Raw genomic sequence first — 24,896 nt, forward strand, 5'->3', positions numbered from 1 at the left:
AATACGACCCCGGCAGGAGTGTTGAGGAGAAGGCGACGGCATCGCCGCCTTCTCCGTTCTTGTCATTCTCTTGGAAGTTTATCGTTGCAACTTTATGGGGAGATCAGGAGCCCTGACCGCCGCACTTGTTGGTCTTGGTGTTGTAGTTGCCGCACTTCTTGCCGACCCAATCGCCGATCAGGTCCTTGGAGCCCTCCAGCTCCTTCGACCAGGCGTCGCCGGCAACCAGCGACGGCGTCTTCCACACCACGTCGAACTGGCCGTTGGCTTTGATTTCGCCAATGAACACCGGCTTGGTGATGTGATGGTTGGGCAGCATCTTGGAGGTGCCGCCGGTGAGGTTCTTGGCCTCGATGCCGGGCAGCGCGTCGATCACCTTGTCCGGATCGGTCGATTTCACCTTCTCGACCGCCTTGACCCACATGTCGAAACCGATGACGTGCGCTTCCATCGGGTCGTTGGTCACGCGCTTCGGATTCTTGGTGTAGGCCTGCCAGGCCTTGATGAACTTGTCGTTCTCCGGCGACTTGATCGACTGGAAATAGTTCCAGGCGGCGAGATGGCCGAGCAGCGGCTTGGTGTCGATACCGGCGAGCTCTTCCTCACCGACCGAGAACGCGACCACCGGAATGTCGGTCGCCTTGATGCCCTGGTTGCCGAGCTCCTTGTAGAAGGGAACGTTGGCGTCGCCGTTGATGGTGGAGACCACGGCGGTCTTCTTGCCGGCCGAGCCGAACTTCTTGATGTCGGCGACGATCGTCTGCCAGTCCGAGTGACCGAACGGCGTGTAGTTGATCATGATGTCTTCCTGCTTGACGCCCTTCGACTTCAAGTAGGCTTCGAGGATCTTGTTGGTGGTGCGCGGATAGACGTAGTCGGTGCCGGCCAGCACCCAGCGCTTCACCTTCTCATCCTTCATCAGGTAGTCGACGGCCGGGATCGCCTGCTGGTTCGGCGCAGCACCGGTGTAGAACACGTTGCGCTCTGACTCCTCACCCTCGTACTGCACGGGGTAGAACAGGATCGAGTTCAGCTCCTTGAACACAGGCAGCACGGACTTGCGCGACACCGAGGTCCAGCAGCCGAACACGACCGAGACCTTGTCCTTGGTGATCAGTTCGCGGGCCTTTTCGGCAAACAGCGGCCAGTTCGAGGCGGGGTCGACCACGACGGCTTCGAGCTTCTTGCCGAGCACGCCGCCCTTCTTGTTCTGCTCGTCGATCAGGAAGAGGATGGTGTCCTTCAGCGTGGTCTCGCTGATGGCCATGGTGCCGGAGAGCGAATGCAGCACGCCGACCTTGATGGTCTCCTGCGCCTTGGCGGGCGAGAAAGTGGCGAGGCCCAAAACCAGGCCGGCGGTGGCCGCCAGCCAGCGACGGCGGCTCATCGTCGCTATATCGTGAGTCAATTGAGTAAGCATGAGATGTCATCTCCCTGACGCAGACGTTTATGCGCTGCGAAACGGCCCCCGCGGCCGCCTGCGTTTAGGGAATCGCAAGAACCATGCCACGGCCGGAAGACGGCATAAGCCTATCTAATCGCTCGGGAATCCGGAGTCCGTGGAAACCGGCCGCGGCAAAATTGCCTGTTTTTTAGCCGCTGGAAATGTATGCTTTGGCGGCAAACTATCTATTTTTTGTGCAAAAGCCGCATTTTGGCTAAATTTCTTGCACGAATTTTGATCGTTCGGTTTTCTGGCGGGCAGCAAACGCGCTCCGGTTGATTGGATTCCTTAACCGCCCGGACCCATCACGCGGAATTCGTCTTGAAAGCGCCGCTCGCGTGCGCCATATGTTCGCCGTGACCTAGAGAATCATCAGGTCCCTGCGAGCCGCGTGTTCTGATCCCGTTTTGCGGTTTCTGGCTTGCCTCCTTTCAGCTAGCAAAACCGACGCCCCAAACACGCGGGTGTCCTAAAGACACACTCGCGCGCTCCTGGCCATGGAAGCCGGGCGCCTGCCTTTTTTGATGGAAAGAACCCCTCTTTTGACCTCCTTTCAGGATTTCGGCCTCGCCGATCCCATCTCGCGTGCACTCAAGGAAGAAAATTACCACACGCCCACGCCGATCCAGGCCCAGACCATCCCCCTCGCCTTGGCCGGTCGCGACGTCGTCGGCATCGCCCAGACCGGAACCGGCAAGACCGCTGCCTTCGCGCTGCCGATCCTGCACCGGCTCCTGGAAAACCGCATCCGCCCGCAGCCGAAGAGCTGCCGCGTGCTGGTGCTGTCGCCGACCCGCGAATTGTCGGGCCAGATCCTCGACAGCTTCAACGCCTATGGCCGCCATGTCCGCCTCTCCGCGGCGCTGGCGATCGGTGGCGTGCCAATGGGCCGCCAGGTCCGCTCGGTGATGCAGGGCGTCGAAGTGATGGTGGCGACCCCCGGTCGCCTGCTCGACCTCGTCCAGAGTAACGGGCTGAAGCTGAACCAGGTCGAGTTCCTCGTGCTCGACGAGGCCGACCGCATGCTCGACATGGGCTTCATCAACGACATCCGCAAAGTCGTCGCCAAGCTCCCGATCAAGCGCCAGACGCTGTTCTTCTCGGCCACCATGCCGAAAGACATCGCGGAACTCGCTGAATCGATGCTGCGCGATCCCGCCCGCGTGGCAGTGACGCCGGTGGCTGCAACCGCCGACCGCATCACCCAGCGCATCATCCAGGTCGATTTCGCCGCCAAACCGGCGGTGCTGGCGCAGCTTCTGAAGCAGGAACCGGTCGACCGCGTGCTGGTGTTCACCCGCACCAAGCACGGCGCCGACAAGGTCGTGAAGGTGCTGGCCAAGGCCGGCATCGAAGCCAACGCCATCCACGGCAACAAGTCGCAGAACCACCGCGAGCGCGTGCTGGCGGCGTTCCGCTCCGGCGAGGTCCGCACGCTCGTCGCGACCGACATTGCCGCCCGCGGCATCGACGTCGACGGCGTCAGCCATGTCGTGAATTTCGACCTGCCCAACGTGCCTGAAACCTATGTCCACCGCATCGGCCGCACCGCCCGCGCCGGCGCCGAGGGCGTTGCGATCTCGCTGATTGCGGGCGCTGAGGAGATGGGCTATCTGCGCGACATCGAGCGGCTGATCCGCATCAACTTGCCGCGGGAAGACCGCCGCACGCCGGGCGGACGGGATGCCGCTCCGGCCGCGCCGCATCCAGTCCAGCACCGCAACGGACGGCCCGGGGCACGTGCCCATGGCGGCCGTTCCAATGAACAGGCGCAGGCCGCAAAAGGCCCTCGCCGACGCCGCCGCGGTGGTGGTAATAATGCGCCGCCGCCAGCGAACCGGCATGAAGGACCGCGTCCGGCACAGCATGGCGGCAAGGGCCAGGGCGGCCACAGCGAGGGCATTCAGGGCGTTGCCTTCTTGCATCGCGAGAGCCGTCCGAATAATCAACCGAACCGCAGCCACCGACCGCAGCGCTAGCCTCGATCGACCTGGAGACCACCATGGCTAAAGAAGAGCTGATCCAGTTCGAAGGACTGGTGACCGAAATTCTCCCCGATGCGCGCTATCGCGTGCAGCTCGATGCCGGACATGAGATTGTTGCCTATACCGCAGGCAAGATGAAGAAGAACCGCATCAAGACGCTCGCGGGCGATCGGGTTACGGTAGAAATGTCACCCTACGATCTGGAGAAGGGACGCCTGATCTTCCGTCACAAGGACGAGCGTCCACCATCAGCCGGCGCGCCGCGTGGCGGGCCGCCCCGCGGCGGACAGTTCCGCCGTCGGTAAACGAACCCTTAACGCCTGCGAAAACGCGCCCGATAAGCTCCCATTGTGCGCGAATGCGGGCTGTTGCCTGCCGAATCACTTTTTGTGCACGTCAGGATTGTTTTGGACTGTGCAATCGAATAATATTAAGCATCGATTTTCGGCCGGACGACATTAGCTATCCACCGGTACAGCCGGTTTAGACGCTGACGACCCTTCCAAAAATTCGATCTCACCAGCCCATCGAAGGGTGGGCTACGACTTGTATATCTGAGAAGGGACTACCCCAGTGAGCATGGGAACCGTGAAGTGGTTTAACGCAACCAAGGGCTATGGCTTCATCCAGCCGGACGACGGTGGCAATGACGTGTTCGTGCACATCAGCGCTGTCGAGCGTGCCGGCCTCGGAACGTTGCGTGAAGGCCAGAAGATCTCCTACGAAATCGTGGCAGATCGCCGCTCTGGCAAATCTTCGGCCGACAATCTGCGCGCCGCCGGATAAGCGATTTTCCGGGACGCGTTCCGGAGATCGCCGCTGAATCAATCAGCCGAATAAATCAAAAGGCCGCGCCAATGGCGCGGCCTTTCTGTTGAGTCCGATCTTGATGCAGCAGCGGTTGCGATACGATCGCGCGTCAGTCCGTCGGACAGGCCGGCATTGCCACGCCTTGCGCCGGCGCCGGATAGACAACGCAGAGGCTCTGGCGCGGACGCGTGTAGCTGACATCCGTCAGCGTGATGCCGTTCTCCTTGTTGATGAACCAGGCAACGCTCGGCGTGTACTTGTACTTGACCTCGCTGAAGATCAGGTAGGTGCCGGCGATCTTGAGCGCCTCCGGGATCTCGATGATGTCACCTTTCTTGTGCAACGTAGTGTCCGTGCTCCACTGGACCCGCGCCTTCAGCGTGCTCGGATTGATGTAGAGTTCCGTGATCGTGCCCTGCACCGGGGACGAATCGTAGGGCGTCATGATGGCCTTGCCGGCGGTGAAGTAGTTGGTCAGTTGCGTGTCGCTGACCGCGGTGTTCTGCGAGGTCAAGTCCGACAACGTGCGCGCCATGATCGTCACCTTGCGGTCGACGGCCACACCCGCCGCGAACTCGTTGGTTCCAACGAGCAACGCCGCCATGATCGGGATGATCATCGCGAACTCGACCGCCGCAAGACCGCTGTTGTTGCCGGCCCATTCGGACGCGCGGCGGCGCATGCGAAGCCAAATCCTCATCGTCGGTTTCATGGTCTTGGTCGCCTTAATAGGGTTCGTTCTGGAATGCGGCGGTCGCCGTCAACAGCCGCTTGTTTCCGGCGATATTGGCGGGGTTGAAGCCGAGGCCGGTGACGAACAGCGGCCACTTGTAGAACAGCCGCACGACGACGACGTCGCCGGGGCCGCCGGGCAGATAGTTGTTCGGCGGCACGAAATTCTTGCCGGCATCGATCGGGTCGGCGATGTTGGCCAAGTCGAACGACTTGTAGCTCTGCACATCGATCGAAACGCCGTTCGTGCAATCGAACATCGTGACGAGCTTGGCGCAAACCTCGTTCTTGAATTGCGCCTGCGTGAAGCCGGCGTTCTGCGCCTGGCCCGTCAAGATCAGGCGCGCCGTATCCTGTGTCACGGTCTCGAGGATCTGGCTGGCAAAGAATATCAGCGCCAATTCGATGATCGCGAACAGAACGGCGAAGAACATCGGCGCAACCAATGCGAACTCGACCGCGGCCGAGCCCCTTCGGTTGCGGCGAAACCGGCGCAGGATGCTGGTCTTGGGAATGACGGAAGGCGGCATCAAACAGACCTCAAGAACGTGAGGGGGATTGCCACCAAAACCTATCCGAAACTGATTGTTGAATTGTTTCGGGCAATTCAGCCAGAACGACCCATTCGGTTAAACGCAGCTTAACCACGCCGGAAGACCGGCGATGCCGCCCGCCGGACGTAGCCGGCGGGTCCCTGGCAGGCAGGTCTCGGCTTGGCTTACTTGCTGCCGCCGCCGCCCACTGCCGCGCCTGAAGCCTGGCTGGACAGCGAGCCGGCCTGATCGATCGCGGTCTGGAAGTAGCCGGCGCCGTCGCCGAGCGTGATGCGGCGCTGGCAGATCGGCATGCAGCTATAGGATTCCCGTTCGACGCCGCGGTACACGGTGACCATCTGATCAGTCGGGCCTTCGACCTGAATCTGGCGGTCGACCAGCACCTCGCCGTTGCGATCCATGGCGATGAAATTGGTCGCGCCGTAGCCCTTGCCGGTGACGACAATGATGCCGCCGCTCTGCAGGGTCACATCCGCGATCAGCGGATTTCCGACCACGATGGTGGAGACCTTGGCAGGAAGCTTTACCAGCTTGGCCTGGTCGACATAGACGGCGATGCGGTCCGGATCGGGCGCGGCAAGGCTGACAGCCGGCCACAGCAGGATTCCTGCCGCGAGAGAACGCAATCCAAAACGCGCATGGGCGCGAATACGCTGGAACTTGAACGACATACTTTACCCCGGGGCATCTACAAGCCGGCAGTGGCGATACGCAGCGGAACCGGCGCCCGACAATGGTGAATCTGACGACAATTCGTGAACAAAGGGCAAATAGGCCCGCGATTGCAGCAAGAAATCCGTCGTCTAGCCCGCGGGAAAATCGGTCCGCGCCTTGCGCCACCACCGCCCTTCCGGCGGTCGGAGCGTGCCCGACTTTCGGAACGGATAGGCCAGCTGGCCGATGATCTCGCCTGGAAACGAGGCCTGATCGTCCACGCCGTAGCGCGCCGGCAGGCGATCCGGCGGCATCCGGAAGGTTCCGAACAGGATATCCCAGAGCGGAAAGGTGCCCGCGAAATTGGTGTCGCCGCCCTCTTCGCGGAAGGTATGGTGCCAGCGATGGAAGACCGGCGTCGCCAGGACGTATTTGAACGGCCCGAGCGTCCAGTTGAGGTTGGCGTGGACGAACGCCGAATGGAAAATGTTGAACGGCCCGAGCCAGAGCATCACTTCAGGCGAAATGCCGGCCAGCAGCAGCGCGACGTCGACCCCGATGGTACCTAACAACAGGTTAACCGGGTGAAAGCGCGCCGCCGAGATCCAGTCGACATCTTCCGACGAGTGGTGAATGGCGTGGTACTTCCAGAAGCCGCCGCCATGAAACATGCGGTGCAGCCAGTACATCATGAAATCGGCGGCGACCAGAAACAGGATCGCCTGCAGCCACAGCGGCAGAAGTGACAACGGGCCATGGCCGTTGTCGTAGAACGCGATCAGCGCATCGGCGTCGCGGATTCCGAACAGCAGGGCGGCGCCGAACACCAGGAGGCCGATGCGGAACACGCGCGCGAACAACGGCACCAGAAACCAGTAGCAGATATCGGTGACGAGCTCGCGCTTGCGCCACCAGGGCCGGCCCGGATTGCAGGCCCAGAAATGCGCCAGCACCGAAAACACCAGGGCCAGCGCGATCGTGACCGGCACCACCTTGGCCAGGGTCTGGCCCAGCATCTCGACGATTTCGACCGGCAGATTCATTTCGACCGGCGTAGCAGAATCCCCGTCTCGCCGCCAGTTTGCGCGGCCGTCAGAGGCTTTAGAAGGGCTTCAGGAGGGCGTCATGACGGCTTTCGGGGCGCCGCCGGCCGATGCCAGCGCGTGGCCCAGCCGGTTGAAGCGGCGCTCGATCCGCGGCTCGATCAGATAATAGCTGAACGCCAGCGATGCCGCGGCGACCAGCACGAACAGCGGCACCAGCCCCATCGGCAGCAGCCCGGCAATGAACGACACCACGGCGAAGTGGATAAGATAGATCGCATAGGAGTGGCGTCCGAGCACCGTCATCCACGACAGCGAGACATTCGAGATCAGGACGGCGAAGGCAAGCGCCGCGAGCATCGTCACCTCGAGCCCGAGCGGCGGAGACATCAGCGCGGCGCCGAGCAGAAACAGCAGGCCGAAGGCCGGCCGGTTCTTCAGCTCGATAAAGTCGTACAGCAGGATGCCGAAGCCGAAGCAGATCACCTGGTGCGGCAGCCAGCTCGTGAACACGCCTTCGGCGAGATACGCCTGGCTGGCAGGCAGCGACACCGCCACCTTGGGAATCAAATAGGGCTCGACGACGGATTGGCCGACGACGCTCGCAAGCGCGATCAGCGCGTAGCACAGCGTGGCGCCGCCACGCCGGCGGAACAGACAGATCAGAAGCGGAAACAGCAGATAGAACTGCATCTCGACCGCGATGCTCCAGCCGCCCGGAACGACCGAATTGTAGGCGGTGGCGCTGGTCCATTGCAGGAAGAAGAACGTCCGCAACACGTCATCGACGCCGACGCCGCCCGGCGCGAAGTTGGTGATGCCGCGGCCTCGCGTCAGCAGCAGGTAAAAGACGATTGCGATCCAGAACAACGGCGCGATCCTGAAAAAACGCCGCAGATAGAACGAGCGGGCAGCGGCGAGATCGAGCCTGTCGCCATATGTCCGCATCATCGTGTAGCCGCTGACGATGAAAAAGAGCTGCACGCCGAGCCCGCCATAGGTTTTGGCAAACCAGCTCAGGGTGGGAACGACGCCGGTGGATTCCTCCTGACAGTGCACCAGGACGACGAGCAGGATGGCCACGCCGCGCAACAGGTCCAGCGACTGGTTGCGCTGTGTCATGGCGCCGTGCGGACGTGCAATACGGCGTTGCCGTCGGCGTAGGCGCGCCGCCAGCCGCCGATGTGATCGAGCAGGCTCGCCGCCGGCGTATGCGGCGTCAGCAGCACGGCGTCGATGTCCCATTTGCCCAGCATTTTGAGGAACTCGTTGACGTCCTTGAGCTGCATGGCCCGGTAATAGGCAACGTCGAACGCTTCGCCGTAGAGCTCGGCGCGGCCGTCGACGAAGACCGGGATCTGCCGCCAGATCAGATAGCCGCCGAACGGCAGATCGTTGAGGACCCGCTTGGGATTGTGCGACTTCAGCGCATCGACAGCCGCCGCCGGCGACTGGCTTTCGGGCGGCGCAAAGCCGGTATTGGCCGCAACGAGCCATGTCCAGCCGCCGAGCAGACACAGGACCGTCGCTAGCATCGGCGCCGGAGGGAGCGTGCGGGCGAGCCAGGCCGGGCGCAGCGCGAACTGCTGTGACACCGGCGTCAGCACCACGATCGGCAGCAGCAATGCGAAGATCTCGATGTTCCTGACATGCGACAGGGCCATGTGCAAAAGCCCCAGCGCCAGCGCGATGCGCGGCGGCGATAGCTTGACGCCGCTATAAAGCGCACCGCCGATCAGCACGAGGATCGCCATCTCGAAGGCGCTGAACCTGGCGAAGTTCGCCGGCATCCACTCATAGATCAGGTGCAGGAGCTCGCCGAGATCGAGGATCTTGCGCGCCGCGAGTATAGATCCCCATCCATACGGCGTGGCGCAGCACGCCACGAGCGCGGCGATGCCGAATGCCGCCCAGCGCAGCACCAGCGAACTTCGCACCGCACGATCGGCATTCCACAGCGCGTCGAGCGCGAACGCACCGACCAGCACCAGGCCGAACACGAAGCCGCCATGCAGATTGGCCCACAATGCGATCCACGGCAGCAGCCATGGCGACGGCGCCTGGCCGCGCTCGCTCGCCGACATCAGCCCGTATGCCCAGGCAAGCATGACCGGCAGCACCAGCACATGCGGGCGCGCCAGAAGGTGGCCCATCGAGAGCACCAGCACGGCCAATGCGACAATGACGGCATGGACCGCCGGAATATGGCGGCCCAGATTGAAGGTGAACAGCGCGAAGGTGGCGGCGATGCAGCTGGCCGCGAGCACGACCGGCCCGGTCCAGCCCGCCAGGTTGTAGCTCGTCGCATAGAGCACCTGCGCCAGCCAGGAGGACGACGTCCACGGCTCGCCTGCCCTGGTGAAGGAATAGATATCGGTGCGCGGCATCGTCTGGTGGTCGAGGATCCACTGGCCGACGGTCATCTGCCAGTAGGTGTCGGAATCGACGAGCAGCGCCCGGCCGCCGATCAAGAGCAACGCGTAAACGGCAATTCCGACCCAGAGCCAGGCAGGCAGCCGGCCGAGGATGGTGGACTTCTCGCTGGACGCCACCGTGATGCTCGTCATGCCGGCAGCCCGCGACGTGTCGGGAGATTCCGCTCAAGGCAAATGGAGAACGAAGCCGCGGCGCGCATCATCAACTGCCCCCGCGCACGTAGAGGACGGCCGCATCGTCAGCGTAGACGCGTCGCCAGCCGCCGAGATGATCGAGCAGGCCGGTTGCGGGCGCGCCCGGCCGCAGCAGCAAGCCATCAACCTCGTGTTCTCTGAGCAGGCCGAGAAACTGGCCGACGTCCTTCAGCTCCAGCGCGTTGTAATAGGCCATTGTGAATTTTTCGCCGTACAGTTCGGCCCGCCCGTCGATGAACACGGGTATCTGTCGCCAGATTAAATAGCCGCCCATGGCACGATCGTTGAGAACCCGCCGGAGATCATGCGCCTTGATGGCCTCGACGGCGGCGGCCGGCGAATCGCCTTTGGCAGGCGCGTAGGCCTGATGCGCCGCCAGGGGGAAGGTCAGGATGCCGAGCGCGACCATGAGCGGTGCCACGGCGGCAAGCCTCGCCCTGCCCGGCCAGGCCGGTTGCAGAACAAGCTGCCGTGACACCGGCGTCAGCACGACGATCGGCAGCAGCAAGGCAAAGATCTCCAGATTCCTGCCATGCGCGAGCGCCATGTGCAGCAGGCCGAGCACCAGCGCGATCCGCGGCGGCGACAGGACGATGCCGCGGTAAAGCGCTCCCGCGATCAGAGCGAGAATTGTCAGCTCGAAGGCGCCAAGCTTGCCGAAATCCGCAGGTGCCCATTCGCTGATCAGCCGCAGCAGTTCTCCGAGGTCGAGAATCCTGCGTGACGCAAGCATCGATTCCCAGCCATAGGGCGTGACGCAGCAGGCCGCCAATGCGCCCAGCCCGAACACAAGCCAGCGCATCGCCAGCGGCCTCCGCTGCGACGGCTCGGCGTTCCACAGCGCGTCGATGGCGAACGCGCCGGCCAGCACCAGGCCGAACACGAAGCCGCCGTGCAGGTTGGCCCACAACGCAATCAGCGGCAGCAGCCAGAACGACGGCGGCTGACGCCGCTCGCTCGCCCTCATCAAACCATATGCCCAGGCCACCATGACCGGCATCGCCAGGACATGCGGACGCGCCAGCAAATGCGGCGTCGACAGCACCATCGCCACCAGCGCGACCAGGGCCGCATAGACGGCGGGAACGCGGCGCTCCAGGATATGCGCCAGCAGCGCGAAGGTCGCCGCAATCGCGCCCGCCGCAACCACCACCGGTCCGGTCCAGCCGGCCAGATTGTAGCTTACGGCATAGAGGATCTGCGCCAGCCAGGACGACGATATCCAGGGCTCGCCAGGCCGGCTGAAGGAATAGACATCGACGCGCGGCAACGCCCCGTGATCGAGAATCCACTGGCCTACGGCGATCTGCCAGTAGGTATCGGAATCGTTCAGAAGCGCGCTGCCATTGACCAGCATCAGCACGTAGACGCCGGCGCCGAGCCATAACCAGGCCGGGATCCGGCCAAGGATTTGGCCAAGGGCCCGGCCAAGGCTGAGCGCTTTCGCTTGGTGAAGCGTTGTGCTGTCCATGCTCATGACACGTCCCAGGCCGGCCCCCTTGCGCGCGATCGGATCAACCCGGCCCCCACTTACTGCCACGGCGCGTTTCCCGGTCGCGCTTCCGCGCGCGCTTTCCGGCTATGCGCTATTGGCGGAACGGATAGGCCAGTTGCCCGCCGATCTCGTGCGGAATCTGTTGATCGTCGGCGCCATATGCTTCCGGCAACCGGTTCTCCGGCATGCGGAACGTCCCGAACAGGATGTCCCAGATCGGAAAGGTGCCGGCGAAATTGGTGTTGCCGCCCTCTTCGAGCGAGGTGTGATGCCAGCGGTGGAAGACCGGCGTGGCAAGCACGTATTTGAGCGGCCCCAACGTCCAGTTCAGGTTGGCGTGAACGAACGCGGAGTGGAACGTCGTGAACGGTCCGACCCACAGCATGATGTTGGGAGAAATGCCCGCCATCAGCAGGATGACGTCGACCAGGATCGTTCCGATGAACAGGTTGACCGGATGAAACCGCGCCGCGGAGATCCATTCGAGATCCTCCGAGGAGTGATGGATGGCGTGATATTTCCAGAACGCGCCGCCGTGAAACATCCGGTGCAGCCAGTACAGCATGAAGTCGGACGCAACGAGAAACAGCAGCGCCTGCACCCACAGCGGAAGCTGCGCCAGCGGTCCATGGCCGTTGTCGTAGAACGCGATCAGCTCGTCGACCTCATTGATGTTGAAGACGACGGAGGCGCCCAGCACCAGGAGCCCGATGCGGAAGATGCGGGCAAACACCGGCACGAAGAACCAGTAGCAGATATCGGTGACAAGCTCGCTCTTGCGCCACCAGGGTTTGCCCGGATTGCAGGCCCAGAAATGCGAGAGCGCCGTGAACACCAGCGCGAGCGCGATCGTTGCCGGAACGATCTTCGCCATCGTCTGACCTATGACTTCGATGACTTCCATTGGCAGACTGGACATGCGGCCTCGCTCGATCGGAGAGTTCAGAGGTATCCGGTCGCGCTTAAGGAGCCGTGAATAGAAGGCATTTCGAGCCGGTTCAGCGCACCCAACAAGCTACCGCTGACGCTGCGCTTGCATTTTATCGAACGCCTTAATGCGACGTTTACTGTGCTCAAGAACTGCAAGTTCCAAGCATTTTTGCATGGTCGAATTAACTGCGCCGAAATTGTCGCACCCTAGGGTGACGCCATGGTCACGGTGCTGAGAACGCCGACGGACCAAGCTTAAGTTCGACCAGCCACGTGTACACAGGAGTTATCGTCTATGAAGAATCTCGTTTCGCGTTTCGTGAAGGATGAGTCCGGCGCCACCGCCATCGAATACGGCCTGATTGCCGCCGGCATCGCGATCGCGATCATCACCGCCGTCAACGGCCTCGGCTCCAAGCTGTCGACCAACTTCAACACGATCTCGACCTCGCTGAAGTAAGCGGCGGTAACGAGCAAATCGTCAAAGGCCTCGGTACGCCGAGGCCTTTTTCGTTTCTGCACGGCACGGCGGCGGATGCGGCATGCCGGCAAATGCCGCCGTTTCCCGATTGTTCATCTCTGGTGGCTAGGCTCGACCGGCATTCTGGACCCGTTCACCCGCAGCAAGCGTGAAATCATGATTCTCGATACCGCCCGCCTTCTGCTGTTTCCGGCCCTGATGGCGTTTGCGGCTGCGAGCGACCTGTTCACGATGACCATTCCGAACCGTGTGTCGCTGGTGCTGGTCGCCGGCTTCATGGCGCTTGCGGTGCTGGGCGGCATGAGCCTGAACGATATCCTGATGCATTTCGGCGCCGGCGCGATCGTTCTGGTGGGGGCCTTCTTCTGCTTCGCAATGGGCTGGATGGGCGGCGGCGACGCCAAGGTCGCGGCCAGCGTGGCGCTCTGGTTCGGCTTCGACCACCTGCTCGACTATCTGCTCTACGTCTCGCTGCTGGGCGGTGCGCTGACCATCCTGCTGATTCAATTCCGGCAATGGCCGCTGCCTTCCCTGCTCTCGGGGCAAGCCTGGCTGAGCCGGCTGCATGACAAGCAGACCGGCATTCCCTACGGCATCGCGCTCGCGCTCGGCGCGCTGATCGTCTATCCGCAGACCGAATGGATCAAGGCGGTCGACCTCGCGCACCTCGCCATGCGCTGATCCGGCGCTGCTAACTTTCCGTTAAGGCAATTTACACACGCCTCATTAACCATGCTTTGACGAATAGCTGGTCAACTCCCATCACGGCGACGGAAGCGTCGCGGCGTAATGTGGAAAGTGAAGCGTATGAATAAGCCACGCATCGTGGTCCTGGCCATCGCCATCGGCGCCGGAGGCATCGCCGCCTATCTCGCCAGCGGATCGTCAGACGACAAGCCTGCACCGGCCCAACAGGTCGTGCAGATGCAAACCGTCGATATTCTCGTCGCAAAATCGGATATCGGCCTCGGCCACTCGCTCAAGCCGGGCGATATCGACTGGCAGGCCTGGCCGGCCACGAGCGCCAGCGGCAACCTGATCAGCCGCGCCAGCAGGGCTGAGGCGATCAGGGAGGTCACCGGCTCGATCGCCCGCTCGCCGTTCATCGCGGGCGAGCCGATCCGCGACCAGAAGCTGGTGAAGGCCGACGGCTCCGGCTTCATGGCGGCGATCCTGCCCGCGGGCTACCGGGCCATTTCCACTGAAATTTCCCCGGAAACCGGCGCCGGCGGCTTCATTCTGCCGAACGACCGGGTCGACGTCATTCTCACCAAGCGCGAGAAGAATCCGGACAGCAAGGGCCCGGACAGCTCCAACTCGGAGATCATTCTCAGCAATGTCCGCGTTCTCGCAATCGACCAGGCGCCGAAGGAGAAGGAAGGCTCCAGCTCGCTGGTCGGCAAGACCGTGACCCTCGAACTAAAGCCCGAGCAGGCCGAAACGCTGGCGCGCTCGCGCCAGAGCGGCACGCTGACGCTGGCGCTGCGCAGCATCGCCGACATCAACGCACCCGAAAAGCAAGACGATACCCAAGTCAAGCGCGGCGAAAACCTCAACGTCATCCGTTACGGCGTTGCCAGCCAGCAGATGATGCAGAAGTGACCGAAAGGACGCACGTTATGAAGTGCAGGGAAATTCAGCCGATGATGCGAACGTTCATCGTCCGCGCCCTGTCGTTTTCGGCCGTGGCTGCTCTCACGCTCAATCCGGCGCTGACGCCGGTGGTGGCGAGCGACTATCGCGTCGCGCCGGTCGCCGCGGATGGCCAGATGAGCGCGCGCTTCGTTTCGCTCGGCATCGGCAAATCGATGGTGATCGACCTGCCGCGCGAGATCAAGGACGTCCTCGTCGCCGATCCGAAGATCGCCAACGCGGTGGTCCGTTCGAGTCAGCGCGCCTATATCATCGGCGCCGCGGTCGGCCAGACCAACATCGTGTTCTTCGATTCCACGGGCGCGCAGATCGCCGCCTATGACATCGCGGTCAAGCGCGACCTCAACGGCGTGCGCGCGGCGCTGAAACAGTCGCTGCCGAATTCGGACATCCAGATCGAGGGCGTCGGCGACGGCGTGGTCCTGACCGGCACCGCGGCGACCCCGATCGAGGCGCAGCAGGCCGCAGACATCGCCGCCCGCCTCGTGAACGGCAGCGACAAGGTGGTCAATTCGATCGCCGTCCGCGGCCGCGACCAGGTGATGCTGAAGGTGACGGTCGCCGAAGTCTCGCGCAACATCATCAAGCAGCTCGGCATCGATCTCACGGCCAACCTGAACTACGGCACGTCGGTGGTGAATTTCAATAATACCAATCCATTCACCGCGCTTGGCCGTCCGCTGGTCGTGGGCAACGAGCTCCAGACAAAGTTCGGCGCCACACCGTCGGTGACCGCGACCCTGCGCGCCATGGAGGGCTCCGGCGTCATCCGCACGCTGGCCGAACCGAACCTGACCGCGATCTCGGGCGAATCCGCGACCTTCATCGCCGGCGGCGAGTTTCCCGTTCCCGCGGGCTATTCCTGCGACCCGCTCACGCGCGTCTGTACGACCCAGATCTCGTTCAAGAAGTTCGGTATCTCGCTCAACTTCACGCCTGTCGTGATGACCGAAGGCCGCATCAGCCTTCGTGTCATGACGGAAGTGTCGGAGCTGTCGAACGAGAACTCGATCACGCTGACGCAGGCCCTGAGCAACAATTCGAGCAACTCGCTGACCATTCCCTCGATCAAGACCCGCCGCGCGGAAACCACGCTGGAAATCCCCTCGGGCGGCGCGATGGCGATGGCAGGCTTGATTGCGGACCAGACCAAGCAGGCCATCAGCGGACTGCCGGGACTGGCGCAACTGCCGGTTCTCGGCACGCTGTTCCGCAGCCGCGACTACGTCAACAACCAGACCGAACTGATGGTCCTGGTCACGCCCTATGTGGTGCGCGCGGTGGCACAGAAGGACCTGTCGCGTCCCGATGACGGCTTTGCCGCCGCCTCGGACCCGCAGGCCGACCTGCTCGGCAACATCAATCGCATCTACGGCGTTCCGGGCCGGGTCGAGAAGGCACGGAATTATCGCGGCACCTACGGCTTTATTACGGACTGAGGCGGGACATGACACAGAGGACAACCCCAACCAAGCCCGCCGATATCAGGCGCGCCCTGCGCCTGACGGGAGCGCTGCTCGGCCTTTCGATGGCGCTCGGCGCCTGCAAGCACGTCACTGACGTCGTTGCGACGGGGAGCGTGCCCGATGACTATAAACAGCGCCATCCGATCGCGGTGACGGAGGCCGACCGCTCGATCGTGGTTTTCGTCGGCCGCGGCCGCGGCGGCCTTTCCGCGACGCAGCGCGCCGACGTGATGGGCCTGGCCCAGAGCTGGCTTCGCGAAGGCACCGGTGCCATCAGCGTCGACGTGCCCGTCAAGACGCCGAACGCGCGGGCGGCCGAGGATTCCTTGCGCGAGATCCGGGCCACCTTCGCCGCCGCCGGCGTGCCGCCGCGCGCGATCAATATCCGCGAATACCACCCGGAAGACCCCCGGCACATGGCCGCGATCCGCCTCAACTATCCGAAGATCTCGGCGGTCGCCGGCCCGTGCGGGCTGTGGCCGGAGGACATCGGGCCTTCGATTCACAACAAGAGCTACTTCGAGAACAAGCAGTACTACAATTTCGGCTGCTCCAACCAACGCAATCTGGCGGCAATGGTCGACAACCCGTCGGACCTGGTGCAGCCGCGTTCCGAAACCGCGGCCTATGCGCCGCGCCGCGCCGCCGCCTTCGAGAAATATCGCAAGGGTACGTCAACCGCGACGACGTATCCAGAGAGCGACAAGGCCAAACTTAGCGATACCGGCAAATGATCACTTACTCGCGCCAGAACACAGATCCGCAGCAGCCGCCCGAAGTCGGGGCGCCGTCCACCGAGGACCACATTGCGCCGGCGCCTCGGGTGTCGGTGCAGGCATTCTGCGAGACGGTGGAGACCGCGGCCGCCGTGCAGTCGGCGGGCGAAGACCGCCGCCTGGGCAAGGCTCACCTCAAGATCCAGATGGGCGGCATGGCCGCCGCCATCGAGGCCTACCGCTCGGCCCCGACGCCGAACGTCATCATCCTGGAGACCGAGGGCCGCAACGACATCCTCGCCGGCCTCGACCAGCTTGCCACTGTCTGCGACGCAGGCACCCGCGTCATCGTGATCGGCCGCATCAACGACGTCATGCTCTATCGCGAATTGGTCCGGCGCGGCGTCAGCGACTACGTCATCGCCCCGGTCAACGCGATCGACGTCGTGCGCTCGGTCTGCAACCTGTTCTCGTCGCCGGAAGCCAAGGCCGTCGGCCGCATCATCGCCATCGTCGGTGCCAAGGGCGGCGTCGGCGCATCCACCGTCGCCCACAACGTCGCCTGGGCGATCGCGCGCGACCTGTCGCTGGATTCCGTGGTCGCCGATCTCGACCTCGCGTTCGGCACCGCCGGCCTCGACTACAACCAGGACCCGCCGCAGGGCATCGCGGACGCGGTGTTCTCGCCCGACCGGATCGATACCGCCTTCCTCGACCGCCTGCTGTCGAAGTGCACCGACCATCTCAGCCTGCTGGCCGCGCCGGCGACGCTCGACCGCGTCTACGATTTCGGCGCCGAAGCGTTCGATGCGATCTTCGATACGCTGCGCACCACGATGCCCTGCATCGTGCTCGACGTCCCACATCAGTGGTCGGGATGGACCAAGCGCGCCCTGATCGCGGCCGACGACATCCTGATCGTCGCCGCGCCCGATCTTGCCAATCTGCGCAACACCAAGAACATCTTCGACCTCTTGAAGTCGTCGCGGCCGAACGATCGCGCCCCGCTCTATTGCCTCAACCAGGTCGGCATCCCCAAGCGTCCGGAGATCCCCGCCGCCGAGTTCGCCAAGGCGATCGAAAATCACCCGATCGCCACCATCCCGTTCGAGCCGCAGATCTTCGGTTCGGCCGCCAACAACGGCCAGATGATCGCGGAAATCTCCGCGACCCATAAGACCACCGAGATCTTCCTGCAGATCGCGCAGCGGCTGACCGGCCGCGGCGAGACCAAGAAGCCGAAGAGTTCGTTGCTGTCGCCTTTGATCGAGAAGTTGCGGGCCAAGAAGTAGGTCGCCCGCGTGGAGTGCCATCGTGTTCGGTAAGCGTAGCGGAAATGATGATGTTCGGGCGCTGAAGCCCACCTTCCAGGCGCCGGAGCCGGCTCCCGCCGCAGCCCCGGCGCGCGAGATCGCCGCGCCGACGGTCGCCTCGCCGCCGATTGCCCCCGCCAAGCCGCCGCCGGCCCCTGCTGCGGCCGCGGGGCGGTCCGACAATTACTACCAGGTCAAGGCCACCATTTTCGGTGCGCTGATCGAGGCGATCGACCTCGCCCAGCTCGCCAAGCTCGACGGCGAGTCGGCGCGCGAGGAAATCCGCGACATCGTCAACGAGATCATCGCGATCAAGAACATCGTGATGTCGATTGCCGAGCAGGAAGAGCTGCTCGACGACATCTGCAACGACGTGCTCGGTTACGGACCGCTCGAGCCGCTGCTGTCGCGCGACGACATCGCCGACATCATGGTCAACGGCGCCGGCACGGTGTTCATCGAAGTCGGCGGCAAGATCCAGAAGACCGGCATTCGCTTCCGCGACAACCAGCAGCTGCTCAACATCTGCCAGCGCATCGTCAGCCAGGTCGGCCGGCGCGTCGACGAATCCTCGCCGATCTGCGACGCCCGCCTCGCCGACGGCAGCCGCGTCAACGCCATCGTGCCGCCGCTGGCGATCGACGGTCCCGCGCTCACCATTCGTAAATTCAAGAAGGACAAGCTCACGCTCGACCAGCTGGTCAAGTTCGGCGCGATCTCGCCGGAGGGCGCGACAATCCTGCAGATCATCGGCCGCGTCCGCTGCAACGTTCTGATCTCCGGCGGCACCGGCTCCGGCAAGACGACCCTTCTGAACTGCCTGACCAACTATATCGAGCATGACGAGCGCGTCATCACCTGCGAAGACGCCGCCGAACTTCAGTTGCAGCAGCCTCACGTGGTGCGGCTGGAAACCCGGCCGCCCAACATCGAAGGCGAAGGCCAGGTCACCATGCGCGAACTGGTCCGCAACTGCCTGCGTATGCGCCCTGAACGCATCATCGTCGGCGAAGTCCGCGGACCCGAGGCGTTCGACCTCCTGCAGGCCATGAACACCGGCCACGACGGCTCGATGGGAACGCTGCACGCCAACAATCCCCGCGAAGCGCTGTCACGCTGCGAATCCATGATCACCATGGGCGGCTTCTCGCTGCCCTCGCGCACCATCCGCGAGATGATCTGCGCCTCGATCGACGTCATCGTGCAGGCGGCGCGCCTGCGCGACGGCTCGCGCCGCATCACGCACATCACCGAGGTGATGGGCATGGAAGGCGACACCATCATCACCCAGGATTTGTTCCTGTACGACATGGTCGGCGAAGACGCGAACGGCAAGATCATCGGTCGGCACCGCTCGACCGGCATCGGACGCCCAAAGTTCTGGGACCGGGCGCGGTATTACAACGAAGAGAAGCGGCTTGCGGCTGCGCTCGACGCCGCCGAAGTCACCGACAAGGCCTAAAGGGGGCGACCGAGCATGCAGACACTCGCACTGGCCTTTCTGGCTGCCACCGCGATCGGCGGCCTGGCCTGGGTATTCATCTATCCGATGCTGTCGGGCGAGCGGAAGGCCGAATCCCGCCGCGCCTCGATTGCCCGCAACGACGCGCCGGCGCGGCAGGCCGAGAAGACGCAGCGTTCCCGCCGCGAGCAGGTCGAGGGATCGCTGAAGGAGCTTGACGCCCGCCGCAAGAAAGACAAGGCCGTTCCGCTCTCGACTCGTCTGGCGCAGGCTGGCCTCGGAACATGGACGCCCCAGAAATTCTGGATCATGTCCGGCATCTTCGCCGCCGTGGGCTTCGTGCTCGCCTTCTTCGTCGGCGGCTCGCTGCTCGGCGCTGTCGTGATGGCCTTCGGCACGGGCCTCGGCCTGCCGCGCTGGATGCTGAGCTATCTGAAGAAACGTCGCGAGAATGCATTCCTGAAGGCACTGCCCGACGCCGTCGACGTCATCGTGCGCGGCATCAAGGCCGGTCTGCCGCTGTTCGAATCGATCAAGGTGGTCGCCGCCGATTCGCCGGAACCGCTCAAGAGCGAGTTCAGCGCCATCATCGAAACCCAGACCATCGGCATGCCGCTCGGCGAGGCCTGCTCGCGGCTGTACGAGCGGATGCCGCTGCCGGAAGCGAACTTCTTCGGCATCGTGGTCGCGATCCAGCAGAAATCCGGCGGCAACCTGTCGGAAGCCCTCGGCAACCTCTCCAAGGTGCTGCGCGACCGCAAGAAAATGAAGGAAAAGATTCAGGCGATGTCGACGGAAGCCAAGGCCTCCGCGGGCATCATCGGCTCGCTGCCGCCGGCGGTGATGTTTCTGGTCTGGCTTTCGACGCCCGACTACATCTCGCTGCTCTGGAACACGCATCTCGGCCAGTTCATGCTGATGTGCTGCGTCGGTTGGATGACGATCGGCGTCCTGGTGATGAAAAAAATGATCAACTTCGATTTCTGACGGGTACGGCCATGATTGATTTTCTGATCGCCAAGATGCACGACGCGCGGTTCATGACCATGCTGCTTGCCGCCATTGCGGCGAGCGCGACCGCCTATACCCTGATCATGCCACTGTTCGCCGGCGAAGGCCTTGCCAAGCGCATGAAGGCGGTGGCCAACGAGCGCGAGCGGCTGCGGCAGCGCGAGCGCGAGCGCCTCAACAAGTCGGAGAAGGTATCGCTCCGGCAGAGCCCGAAGCAGCTCGTCTCCAAGGTGGTGGAAGACTTCAACCTGACCAAATGGCTGGCGCAGGAAGCCGCACGCGACAAGCTCATCATGGCCGGCTATCGCGGCCACGCGCCCTATGTGACGTTCCTGTTCGCTCGCGCAGTGACGCCGATCGTGCTGTTCCTCGGCGCGGCGCTCTACGTGTTCGTGATCACGCAGATGGACAAGCCGCTGACGATCAAGCTCGGCATCTGCATCGGCGCCGCCTATCTCGGCCTGCAGGCACCAATGCTGTTCCTGAAGAACGCCATCAGCAAGCGCCAGCTCTCCATCAAGCGCGCCTTCCCCGATGCGCTCGATTTGCTGCTGATCTGCATCGAATCCGGCATGTCGGTCGAAGTCGCCTTCCGCAAGGTCTCTACCGAAATCGCCTCGCAGTCGGTCGCACTGTCGGAGGAATTCGCGCTAACCACGGCAGAGCTTTCCTACCTGCAAGACCGCAAGGTTGCCTATGAGAACCTCTCCAAGCGCACCGGGCTGGAAGGCGTCAAATCGGTCTGTCTGGCGCTGATGCAGTCGGAACGCTACGGCACCCCGCTCGGCCAGAGCCTGCGCGTGATGGCCCAGGAAAATCGCGACATGCGAATGACCGAGGCCGAGAAGAAGGCGGCCGCATTGCCGCCGAAGCTGACGGTGCCGATGATCCTGTTCTTCCTGCCGTGCCTGTTCATCGTCATTCTCGGGCCGACCTACATCAAGCTCCAGGCAATGAACTAGAGCATGATCCGGAAAAGTGTGAAGCGGTTTTCCGAAAAGATCATGCTCAAACAAAGACCTAAAGCGCGATGACGATTCATGCAAATCTCATCGCGCTTTAGAGGCGAAAACGGCGCGGCGAATGCCGCGCCGTTCGACCTTCAATGTCGCGCCGCCCCGACCATACCGGCTCAGTAAAATCCCGGACAGCACCGCCCGATCCGCCGTCAGCCATTGCGCTGCGGCGGATCGTTCATTTGTGAAAGCTGATGGCTGCAGCCGCGACGGCGGCGAGGATCTCAATCCCGGTTGAGAGCTGCGACCGGGACGGTCGCCCGGCTGCCGGGCGGACGCGAATTGTCCTTGTCCTTGCGGCTCAGCATTTCCCGCAGATAGGCCACGTTGGCGGCGGCCTCATCGGCGGGCAGGTCGCCCTTGGCGATGGTCTCGGCTTCCGCGAACCGGCCCTCGAGGCCAACCACGAGCGCCAGATTCTGCCGCACCCTGGCATCGGCGCGCGGATTGGAATAGGCCCGCCGCAGCGTCTCCTCGGCCTGCGGCAATTCCCGCGTCAGCATGTAGGAAAGGCCAAGATTGGACAGCACCGAGGGCTCTTCCGGCGCGAGTTTCAGCGCGCTCGCATAGTAGCGGCGCGCCTCGTCGTGCTTGCCCATCTTGTCGAGCGTGGTGCCCTGCACCGAAAGGATGCGCCAGTCGGGATTGGCGGGCGAATGGGCGCGGCTCAGCACGTCGAACGCGGCCTGCGAATTGCCGTTGTCGGCGAGCGCACGGCCGTAAGCCGCGAGCAATGTCTTGTTGCCGGGATGAGCAAGGGTGGCCTGCTCGAGCACGGCGGCGGCCTGCGCGCGCTGGCCGTTGGCACGGAGCGCCTGGCCATAGCCCAGTGCCGCCTCGGCATCCCTGGGGTTGGCGCGATAACGCTCGCCATAGACTTCGGCGGCGCGGTGCGGATCCTCGGGGGCAGCGGTCTGTGCCTTTGACGACGATGAGGTTAGCGACCCCGTGATATCAGACATGGTCTGGCAGCCGCCGAGGCCAACGGCCAAAATCGCCGTTACGGCCGCGGAGGACAGGAACCGGACAAAGCAGAAGGACCCGGCATGGCTGGACGGTCGACGCATGGCAACTTCAACTCACGAAAAAGGGCTGACGGATGGAGCCAACAAGCCAGCAATAGACTGTTAACCCTAACGGCCGGTTAATCGGCCGTGCTATGCCAAACCTCAACCTGCCCCCTCGCGAGACAAGCATGCCCTTCCCGTTCGAGACCGCGCCCGCCCCATCAGCCGTTCCCATTACCTTCGCCACCAAGACGACCTGGGACGCGATCGCCAAAGAGCTTCCCGAGCAGGCCCGGCAATTCGCCTCGGCCAATGATTTTACCGCCAAGCCTGGCAAGTGCCTGACGCTGCCGGCACCCGACGGACAGATCGCGCAGGTCCTGTTCGGTCTCGAGGACGAGAGCAGCGGGTCGCGCGACCTGTTCCGGGCCGGCGCGCTGCCAGGACTGCTGCCGCCCGGCGTCTACCGTTTCGCCAATGCGCCGCACGATACGCGGCTCGCGACGCTCGCCTTCGCGCTCGGCAGCTACCGCTTCGGCCGCTACCGCAAGGCGGACAAGCCCGAGGTCCGCCTGGTGCCACCCGAAGGCATCGATGTCGCCGACATCGCGCGGATGGCGGAAGCGGCCGCGCTGGCGCGGGACCTGATCAACACGCCATCCAATGACATGGGACCGGAGCAGCTGGCGGACGCCGTAAAGGCCCTGGCGGAGCGCTACGGCGCAGATTTCGGCTGCATCACCGGCGACGAGCTGGTGCAGCAGAACTTTCCGCTGATCCACGCAGTCGGCATGGCCTCGACGCGCGCCCCGCGCCTGATCGACATGAGCTGGGGCGATGCTTCCCACCCCAAGGTGACGCTGGTCGGCAAGGGCGTCTGCTTTGATACCGGCGGCCTCGACCTGAAACCGTCCAGCGGCATGCTGGTCATGAAGAAGGACATGGGTGGTGCCGCCAACGTGCTGGCGCTGGCGCAGATGGTGATGGATGCAAAGCTGAAGGTTCGGCTGCGCGTCCTGATCCCGGCGGTGGAGAATGCGGTCGCCGGCAACGCCTTCCGTCCGCTCGACATCTTCAAATCGCGCAAGGGGCCGACGGTCGAGATCGGTAACACCGATGCCGAGGGGCGGTTGGTGCTGGCAGATGCACTGGCGCTGGCGGACGAGGAGAAGCCGGATATTCTGATCGACCTGGGCACGCTGACCGGCGCGGCGCGGGTGGCGCTGGGGCCGGACTTGCCGCCCTTTTACACCCATGATGAGACGCTGGCCGAAAGCATCGCTATCCATGCGAAGCGGGAGAACGATCCGTTGTGGCGAATGCCGCTGTGGCTGCCCTATGATTCCTGGCTAGATTCGAAAGTGGCCGACATCAACAATGCACCAAGCGGCGGCTTTGCCGGCTCGATCACCTGCGCGCTGTTCCTGCAGCGCTTCGTCACCGACGCCAAAAGCTGGCTGCATGTCGATATCTACGGCTGGACCCCATCAGCAAAGCCTGCGCGTCCCGAAGGCGGCGAATGCCAGGCCGCGCGCGCGATCTACAAACTGTTGAGCGAACGCTATGGATGATCCGCGCCTGACGCCGGCACGGCCCGAGGTTGCCGCAAAATATCTCGAAGGCAGGGTCAAGGCCGTGCGCTTCGTCGAGGGCGAGGTGTTCGAGGTGAAAGAGGCGATCGCGCCGCTGCGACAACTCCCTGCACCCGATGCCGAGTTGATGACGCAGGCGCTGAAAGGCGATCGCGTGACGATCTACGACCACAACGGCGAAGGCTGGGCCTGGGGCCAGCTGGGCAGCGACGGTTATGTCGGCTGGTTGCCGGAGAGCTCGCTGGCGCAGCCCGCAGCGCCGGCGACGCACAAGGTCACCGCGCTCTGGACTTTTGGCTTTCCCGGGCCGTCGATCAAGTTGCCGCCGGCCGCCACGCTTCCGATGGGCGCTGAGATCGCGATCGTCCGTGACGAAGGTACATTCGCGGTCGATGCCGACGGTTACTTCCTGCCGCGGCAGCACCTTGGGCCGCGCGACGCCAAGATGCCCGATTTCGTCGCTGTCGCCGAGCGCTTCGTCGGCACGCCCTATCTCTGGGGCGGCAAGAGTGCCTTCGGTATCGACTGCTCCGGCCTCGTCCAGGTCTCGCTCACCGCCGCCGGCACCGGCTGCCCGCGCGACAGCGACATGCAGCAGGATAGCCTCGGCCGAGCCTTGAACCCCGCTGAGATGACAAAGCTGCAGCGCGGCGACCTGATCTTCTGGAAGGGCCACGTCGCGATCGTCCGCGATGCCGACACCATGGTACATGCCAACGCGCATCACATGGCGACGGTGGTGGAGAACACGCGGGACGCGATCGCGCGGATCAAGGCCGCGGGAAGCGACGTGACAGCGATCAAGCGGTTGTAGCGCCGTAAGCTCCACTGTCATCACCCGCGAAAGCGGGTGATCCAGTGTTCCAGAGACATTCGTGATTGAGAAGCCGCGGCGTACTGGA

Annotated in this window: 23 protein-coding genes and 1 pseudogene; 14 read left to right on the top strand and 10 right to left on the bottom strand. The window is 63.6% G+C overall.

Translation table 11 applies throughout. The features are described 5' to 3' along the window. Positions 1 to 103: 103 nt before the first annotated feature. Positions 104 to 1,387, bottom strand: coding sequence for an urea ABC transporter substrate-binding protein (gene urtA / locus QA643_RS35785; RefSeq protein ID WP_283030349.1), 1,284 nt, complete (start codon positions 1,385 to 1,387; stop codon positions 104 to 106). 599 nt (positions 1,388 to 1,986) lie between these two features. Between urtA and QA643_RS35790 the strand changes: the two genes are divergently transcribed. From QA643_RS35790 to QA643_RS35800, 3 genes are all read left to right on the top strand, one after another. Beyond that, complete coding sequence (locus QA643_RS35790) at positions 1,987 to 3,423, top strand: DEAD/DEAH box helicase (RefSeq protein ID WP_283030350.1); 1,437 nt, start codon at positions 1,987 to 1,989, stop codon at positions 3,421 to 3,423. Between the two features lie 23 nt (positions 3,424 to 3,446). Beyond that, a complete protein-coding gene (gene infA / locus QA643_RS35795) occupies positions 3,447 to 3,734 on the top strand; it encodes a translation initiation factor IF-1 (protein ID WP_283030351.1) in 288 nt (95 codons plus the stop codon). A gap of 268 nt (positions 3,735 to 4,002) precedes the next feature. After that, complete coding sequence (locus tag QA643_RS35800) at positions 4,003 to 4,215, top strand: cold-shock protein (protein ID WP_002714433.1); 213 nt, start codon at positions 4,003 to 4,005, stop codon at positions 4,213 to 4,215. Positions 4,216 to 4,348: 133 nt separating this feature from the next. Here the strand turns inward: QA643_RS35800 and QA643_RS35805 are convergent, their stop codons facing one another. The 8 genes and pseudogenes from QA643_RS35805 to QA643_RS35840 form a co-directional block, all read right to left on the bottom strand. After that, on the bottom strand, positions 4,349 to 4,939 hold the full coding sequence (locus QA643_RS35805) for a TadE/TadG family type IV pilus assembly protein (protein ID WP_283030357.1): 591 nt from the start codon (positions 4,937 to 4,939) through the stop codon (positions 4,349 to 4,351). Between the two features lie 25 nt (positions 4,940 to 4,964). After that, positions 4,965 to 5,501, bottom strand: coding sequence for a TadE/TadG family type IV pilus assembly protein (locus QA643_RS35810; RefSeq protein WP_283030358.1), 537 nt, complete (start codon positions 5,499 to 5,501; stop codon positions 4,965 to 4,967). Positions 5,502 to 5,689: 188 nt separating this feature from the next. Then, the gene (locus QA643_RS35815) at positions 5,690 to 6,196 is read right to left on the bottom strand and encodes a pilus assembly protein N-terminal domain-containing protein (RefSeq protein ID WP_283030359.1); all 507 of its coding nucleotides are present in this window, start codon (positions 6,194 to 6,196) and stop codon (positions 5,690 to 5,692) included. Between the two features lie 201 nt (positions 6,197 to 6,397). Continuing rightward, positions 6,398 to 7,222 (bottom strand): annotated as a pseudogene (locus tag QA643_RS35820) (sterol desaturase family protein); the annotation flags it as partial. A 69-nt stretch (positions 7,223 to 7,291) separates the two neighbouring features. Continuing rightward, the gene (locus tag QA643_RS35825; protein WP_283030361.1) at positions 7,292 to 8,344 is read right to left on the bottom strand and encodes an acyltransferase; all 1,053 of its coding nucleotides are present in this window, start codon (positions 8,342 to 8,344) and stop codon (positions 7,292 to 7,294) included. Next, positions 8,341 to 9,789 (bottom strand): hypothetical protein, encoded by a 1,449-nt coding sequence (locus QA643_RS35830; RefSeq protein ID WP_283030362.1) that lies wholly within the window; start codon positions 9,787 to 9,789, stop codon positions 8,341 to 8,343. Before QA643_RS35830 ends, QA643_RS35825 begins: the two co-directional genes overlap by 4 nt. A 70-nt stretch (positions 9,790 to 9,859) precedes the next feature. Continuing rightward, positions 9,860 to 11,329 carry a hypothetical protein gene (locus QA643_RS35835; protein WP_283030363.1) on the bottom strand — a complete coding sequence of 490 codons (1,470 nt, stop codon included), beginning with the start codon at positions 11,327 to 11,329 and terminating at the stop codon, positions 9,860 to 9,862. Positions 11,330 to 11,438: 109 nt separating this feature from the next. Further along, positions 11,439 to 12,266 (bottom strand): sterol desaturase family protein, encoded by an 828-nt coding sequence (locus tag QA643_RS35840; RefSeq protein WP_283030364.1) that lies wholly within the window; start codon positions 12,264 to 12,266, stop codon positions 11,439 to 11,441. 306 nt (positions 12,267 to 12,572) lie between these two features. Here QA643_RS35840 and QA643_RS35845 point away from each other — a divergent pair, with 306 nt between their 5' ends. From QA643_RS35845 to QA643_RS35885, 9 genes are all read left to right on the top strand, one after another. Further along, positions 12,573 to 12,737 (top strand): Flp family type IVb pilin, encoded by a 165-nt coding sequence (locus QA643_RS35845; RefSeq protein WP_283030365.1) that lies wholly within the window; start codon positions 12,573 to 12,575, stop codon positions 12,735 to 12,737. Between the two features lie 177 nt (positions 12,738 to 12,914). Then, on the top strand, positions 12,915 to 13,439 hold the full coding sequence (locus tag QA643_RS35850) for a prepilin peptidase (RefSeq protein WP_283035046.1): 525 nt from the start codon (positions 12,915 to 12,917) through the stop codon (positions 13,437 to 13,439). 126 nt (positions 13,440 to 13,565) lie between these two features. Beyond that, positions 13,566 to 14,360, top strand: a complete 795-nt coding sequence (gene cpaB / locus QA643_RS35855) for a Flp pilus assembly protein CpaB (RefSeq protein ID WP_283030367.1) — start codon at positions 13,566 to 13,568, stop codon at positions 14,358 to 14,360. A gap of 17 nt (positions 14,361 to 14,377) precedes the next feature. Beyond that, positions 14,378 to 15,850: a type II and III secretion system protein family protein gene (locus tag QA643_RS35860; RefSeq protein WP_283030368.1), complete on the top strand. Its 1,473-nt coding sequence runs from the start codon at positions 14,378 to 14,380 to the stop codon at positions 15,848 to 15,850. An 8-nt stretch (positions 15,851 to 15,858) separates the two neighbouring features. Beyond that, positions 15,859 to 16,611, top strand: a complete 753-nt coding sequence (locus QA643_RS35865) for a CpaD family pilus assembly protein (protein ID WP_283030369.1) — start codon at positions 15,859 to 15,861, stop codon at positions 16,609 to 16,611. Next, on the top strand, positions 16,608 to 17,885 hold the full coding sequence (locus QA643_RS35870; protein WP_283030370.1) for an AAA family ATPase: 1,278 nt from the start codon (positions 16,608 to 16,610) through the stop codon (positions 17,883 to 17,885). The genes QA643_RS35865 and QA643_RS35870 overlap by 4 nt, the downstream gene beginning before the upstream one ends. 22 nt (positions 17,886 to 17,907) lie before the next feature. Then, positions 17,908 to 19,368, top strand: coding sequence for a CpaF family protein (locus QA643_RS35875; protein WP_283030372.1), 1,461 nt, complete (start codon positions 17,908 to 17,910; stop codon positions 19,366 to 19,368). 15 nt (positions 19,369 to 19,383) lie between these two features. Further along, positions 19,384 to 20,355, top strand: a complete 972-nt coding sequence (locus tag QA643_RS35880; protein ID WP_283030374.1) for a type II secretion system F family protein — start codon at positions 19,384 to 19,386, stop codon at positions 20,353 to 20,355. 11 nt (positions 20,356 to 20,366) lie between these two features. Then, complete coding sequence (locus QA643_RS35885; RefSeq protein WP_283030375.1) at positions 20,367 to 21,341, top strand: type II secretion system F family protein; 975 nt, start codon at positions 20,367 to 20,369, stop codon at positions 21,339 to 21,341. A 278-nt stretch (positions 21,342 to 21,619) separates the two neighbouring features. Here QA643_RS35885 and QA643_RS35890 read toward each other — a convergent pair whose 3' ends face one another. Next, positions 21,620 to 22,462, bottom strand: a complete 843-nt coding sequence (locus QA643_RS35890) for a tetratricopeptide repeat protein (protein WP_283030376.1) — start codon at positions 22,460 to 22,462, stop codon at positions 21,620 to 21,622. Positions 22,463 to 22,590: 128 nt separating this feature from the next. On the opposite strand from QA643_RS35890, the gene QA643_RS35895 reads away from it, so the two are divergent. Both QA643_RS35895 and QA643_RS35900 read left to right on the top strand, forming a co-directional pair. Continuing rightward, on the top strand, positions 22,591 to 23,973 hold the full coding sequence (locus tag QA643_RS35895) for a leucyl aminopeptidase family protein (RefSeq protein ID WP_283030377.1): 1,383 nt from the start codon (positions 22,591 to 22,593) through the stop codon (positions 23,971 to 23,973). Continuing rightward, the gene (locus QA643_RS35900) at positions 23,966 to 24,808 is read left to right on the top strand and encodes an NlpC/P60 family protein (protein ID WP_283030379.1); all 843 of its coding nucleotides are present in this window, start codon (positions 23,966 to 23,968) and stop codon (positions 24,806 to 24,808) included. Before QA643_RS35895 ends, QA643_RS35900 begins: the two co-directional genes overlap by 8 nt. Positions 24,809 to 24,896: the final 88 nt, after the last annotated feature.

It is taken from the genome of Bradyrhizobium sp. CB3481 (assembly GCF_029714305.1).
Lineage (GTDB): Bacteria > Pseudomonadota > Alphaproteobacteria > Rhizobiales > Xanthobacteraceae > Bradyrhizobium.

Coding starts and splice junctions, on each gene's coding strand:
- QA643_RS35815 (WP_283030359.1), bottom strand. CDS start 6,196: ATGTCGTTCAAGTTCCAGCGTATTCGCGCCCATGCGCGTTTTGGATTG.
- QA643_RS35835 (WP_283030363.1), bottom strand. CDS start 11,329: ATGAGCATGGACAGCACAACGCTTCACCAAGCGAAAGCGCTCAGCCTT.
- QA643_RS35850 (WP_283035046.1), top strand. CDS start 12,915: ATGATTCTCGATACCGCCCGCCTTCTGCTGTTTCCGGCCCTGATGGCG.
- QA643_RS35880 (WP_283030374.1), top strand. CDS start 19,384: ATGCAGACACTCGCACTGGCCTTTCTGGCTGCCACCGCGATCGGCGGC.
- QA643_RS35890 (WP_283030376.1), bottom strand. CDS start 22,462: ATGCGTCGACCGTCCAGCCATGCCGGGTCCTTCTGCTTTGTCCGGTTC.
- QA643_RS35865 (WP_283030369.1), top strand. CDS start 15,859: ATGACACAGAGGACAACCCCAACCAAGCCCGCCGATATCAGGCGCGCC.
- urtA (WP_283030349.1), bottom strand. CDS start 1,387: ATGAGCCGCCGTCGCTGGCTGGCGGCCACCGCCGGCCTGGTTTTGGGC.
- QA643_RS35810 (WP_283030358.1), bottom strand. CDS start 5,501: ATGCCGCCTTCCGTCATTCCCAAGACCAGCATCCTGCGCCGGTTTCGC.
- QA643_RS35825 (WP_283030361.1), bottom strand. CDS start 8,344: ATGACACAGCGCAACCAGTCGCTGGACCTGTTGCGCGGCGTGGCCATC.
- QA643_RS35900 (WP_283030379.1), top strand. CDS start 23,966: ATGGATGATCCGCGCCTGACGCCGGCACGGCCCGAGGTTGCCGCAAAA.
- QA643_RS35805 (WP_283030357.1), bottom strand. CDS start 4,939: ATGAGGATTTGGCTTCGCATGCGCCGCCGCGCGTCCGAATGGGCCGGC.
- QA643_RS35870 (WP_283030370.1), top strand. CDS start 16,608: ATGATCACTTACTCGCGCCAGAACACAGATCCGCAGCAGCCGCCCGAA.
- QA643_RS35840 (WP_283030364.1), bottom strand. CDS start 12,266: ATGTCCAGTCTGCCAATGGAAGTCATCGAAGTCATAGGTCAGACGATG.
- cpaB (WP_283030367.1), top strand. CDS start 13,566: ATGAATAAGCCACGCATCGTGGTCCTGGCCATCGCCATCGGCGCCGGA.
- infA (WP_283030351.1), top strand. CDS start 3,447: ATGGCTAAAGAAGAGCTGATCCAGTTCGAAGGACTGGTGACCGAAATT.
- QA643_RS35845 (WP_283030365.1), top strand. CDS start 12,573: ATGAAGAATCTCGTTTCGCGTTTCGTGAAGGATGAGTCCGGCGCCACC.
- QA643_RS35895 (WP_283030377.1), top strand. CDS start 22,591: ATGCCCTTCCCGTTCGAGACCGCGCCCGCCCCATCAGCCGTTCCCATT.
- QA643_RS35830 (WP_283030362.1), bottom strand. CDS start 9,789: ATGACGAGCATCACGGTGGCGTCCAGCGAGAAGTCCACCATCCTCGGC.
- QA643_RS35885 (WP_283030375.1), top strand. CDS start 20,367: ATGATTGATTTTCTGATCGCCAAGATGCACGACGCGCGGTTCATGACC.
- QA643_RS35860 (WP_283030368.1), top strand. CDS start 14,378: ATGAAGTGCAGGGAAATTCAGCCGATGATGCGAACGTTCATCGTCCGC.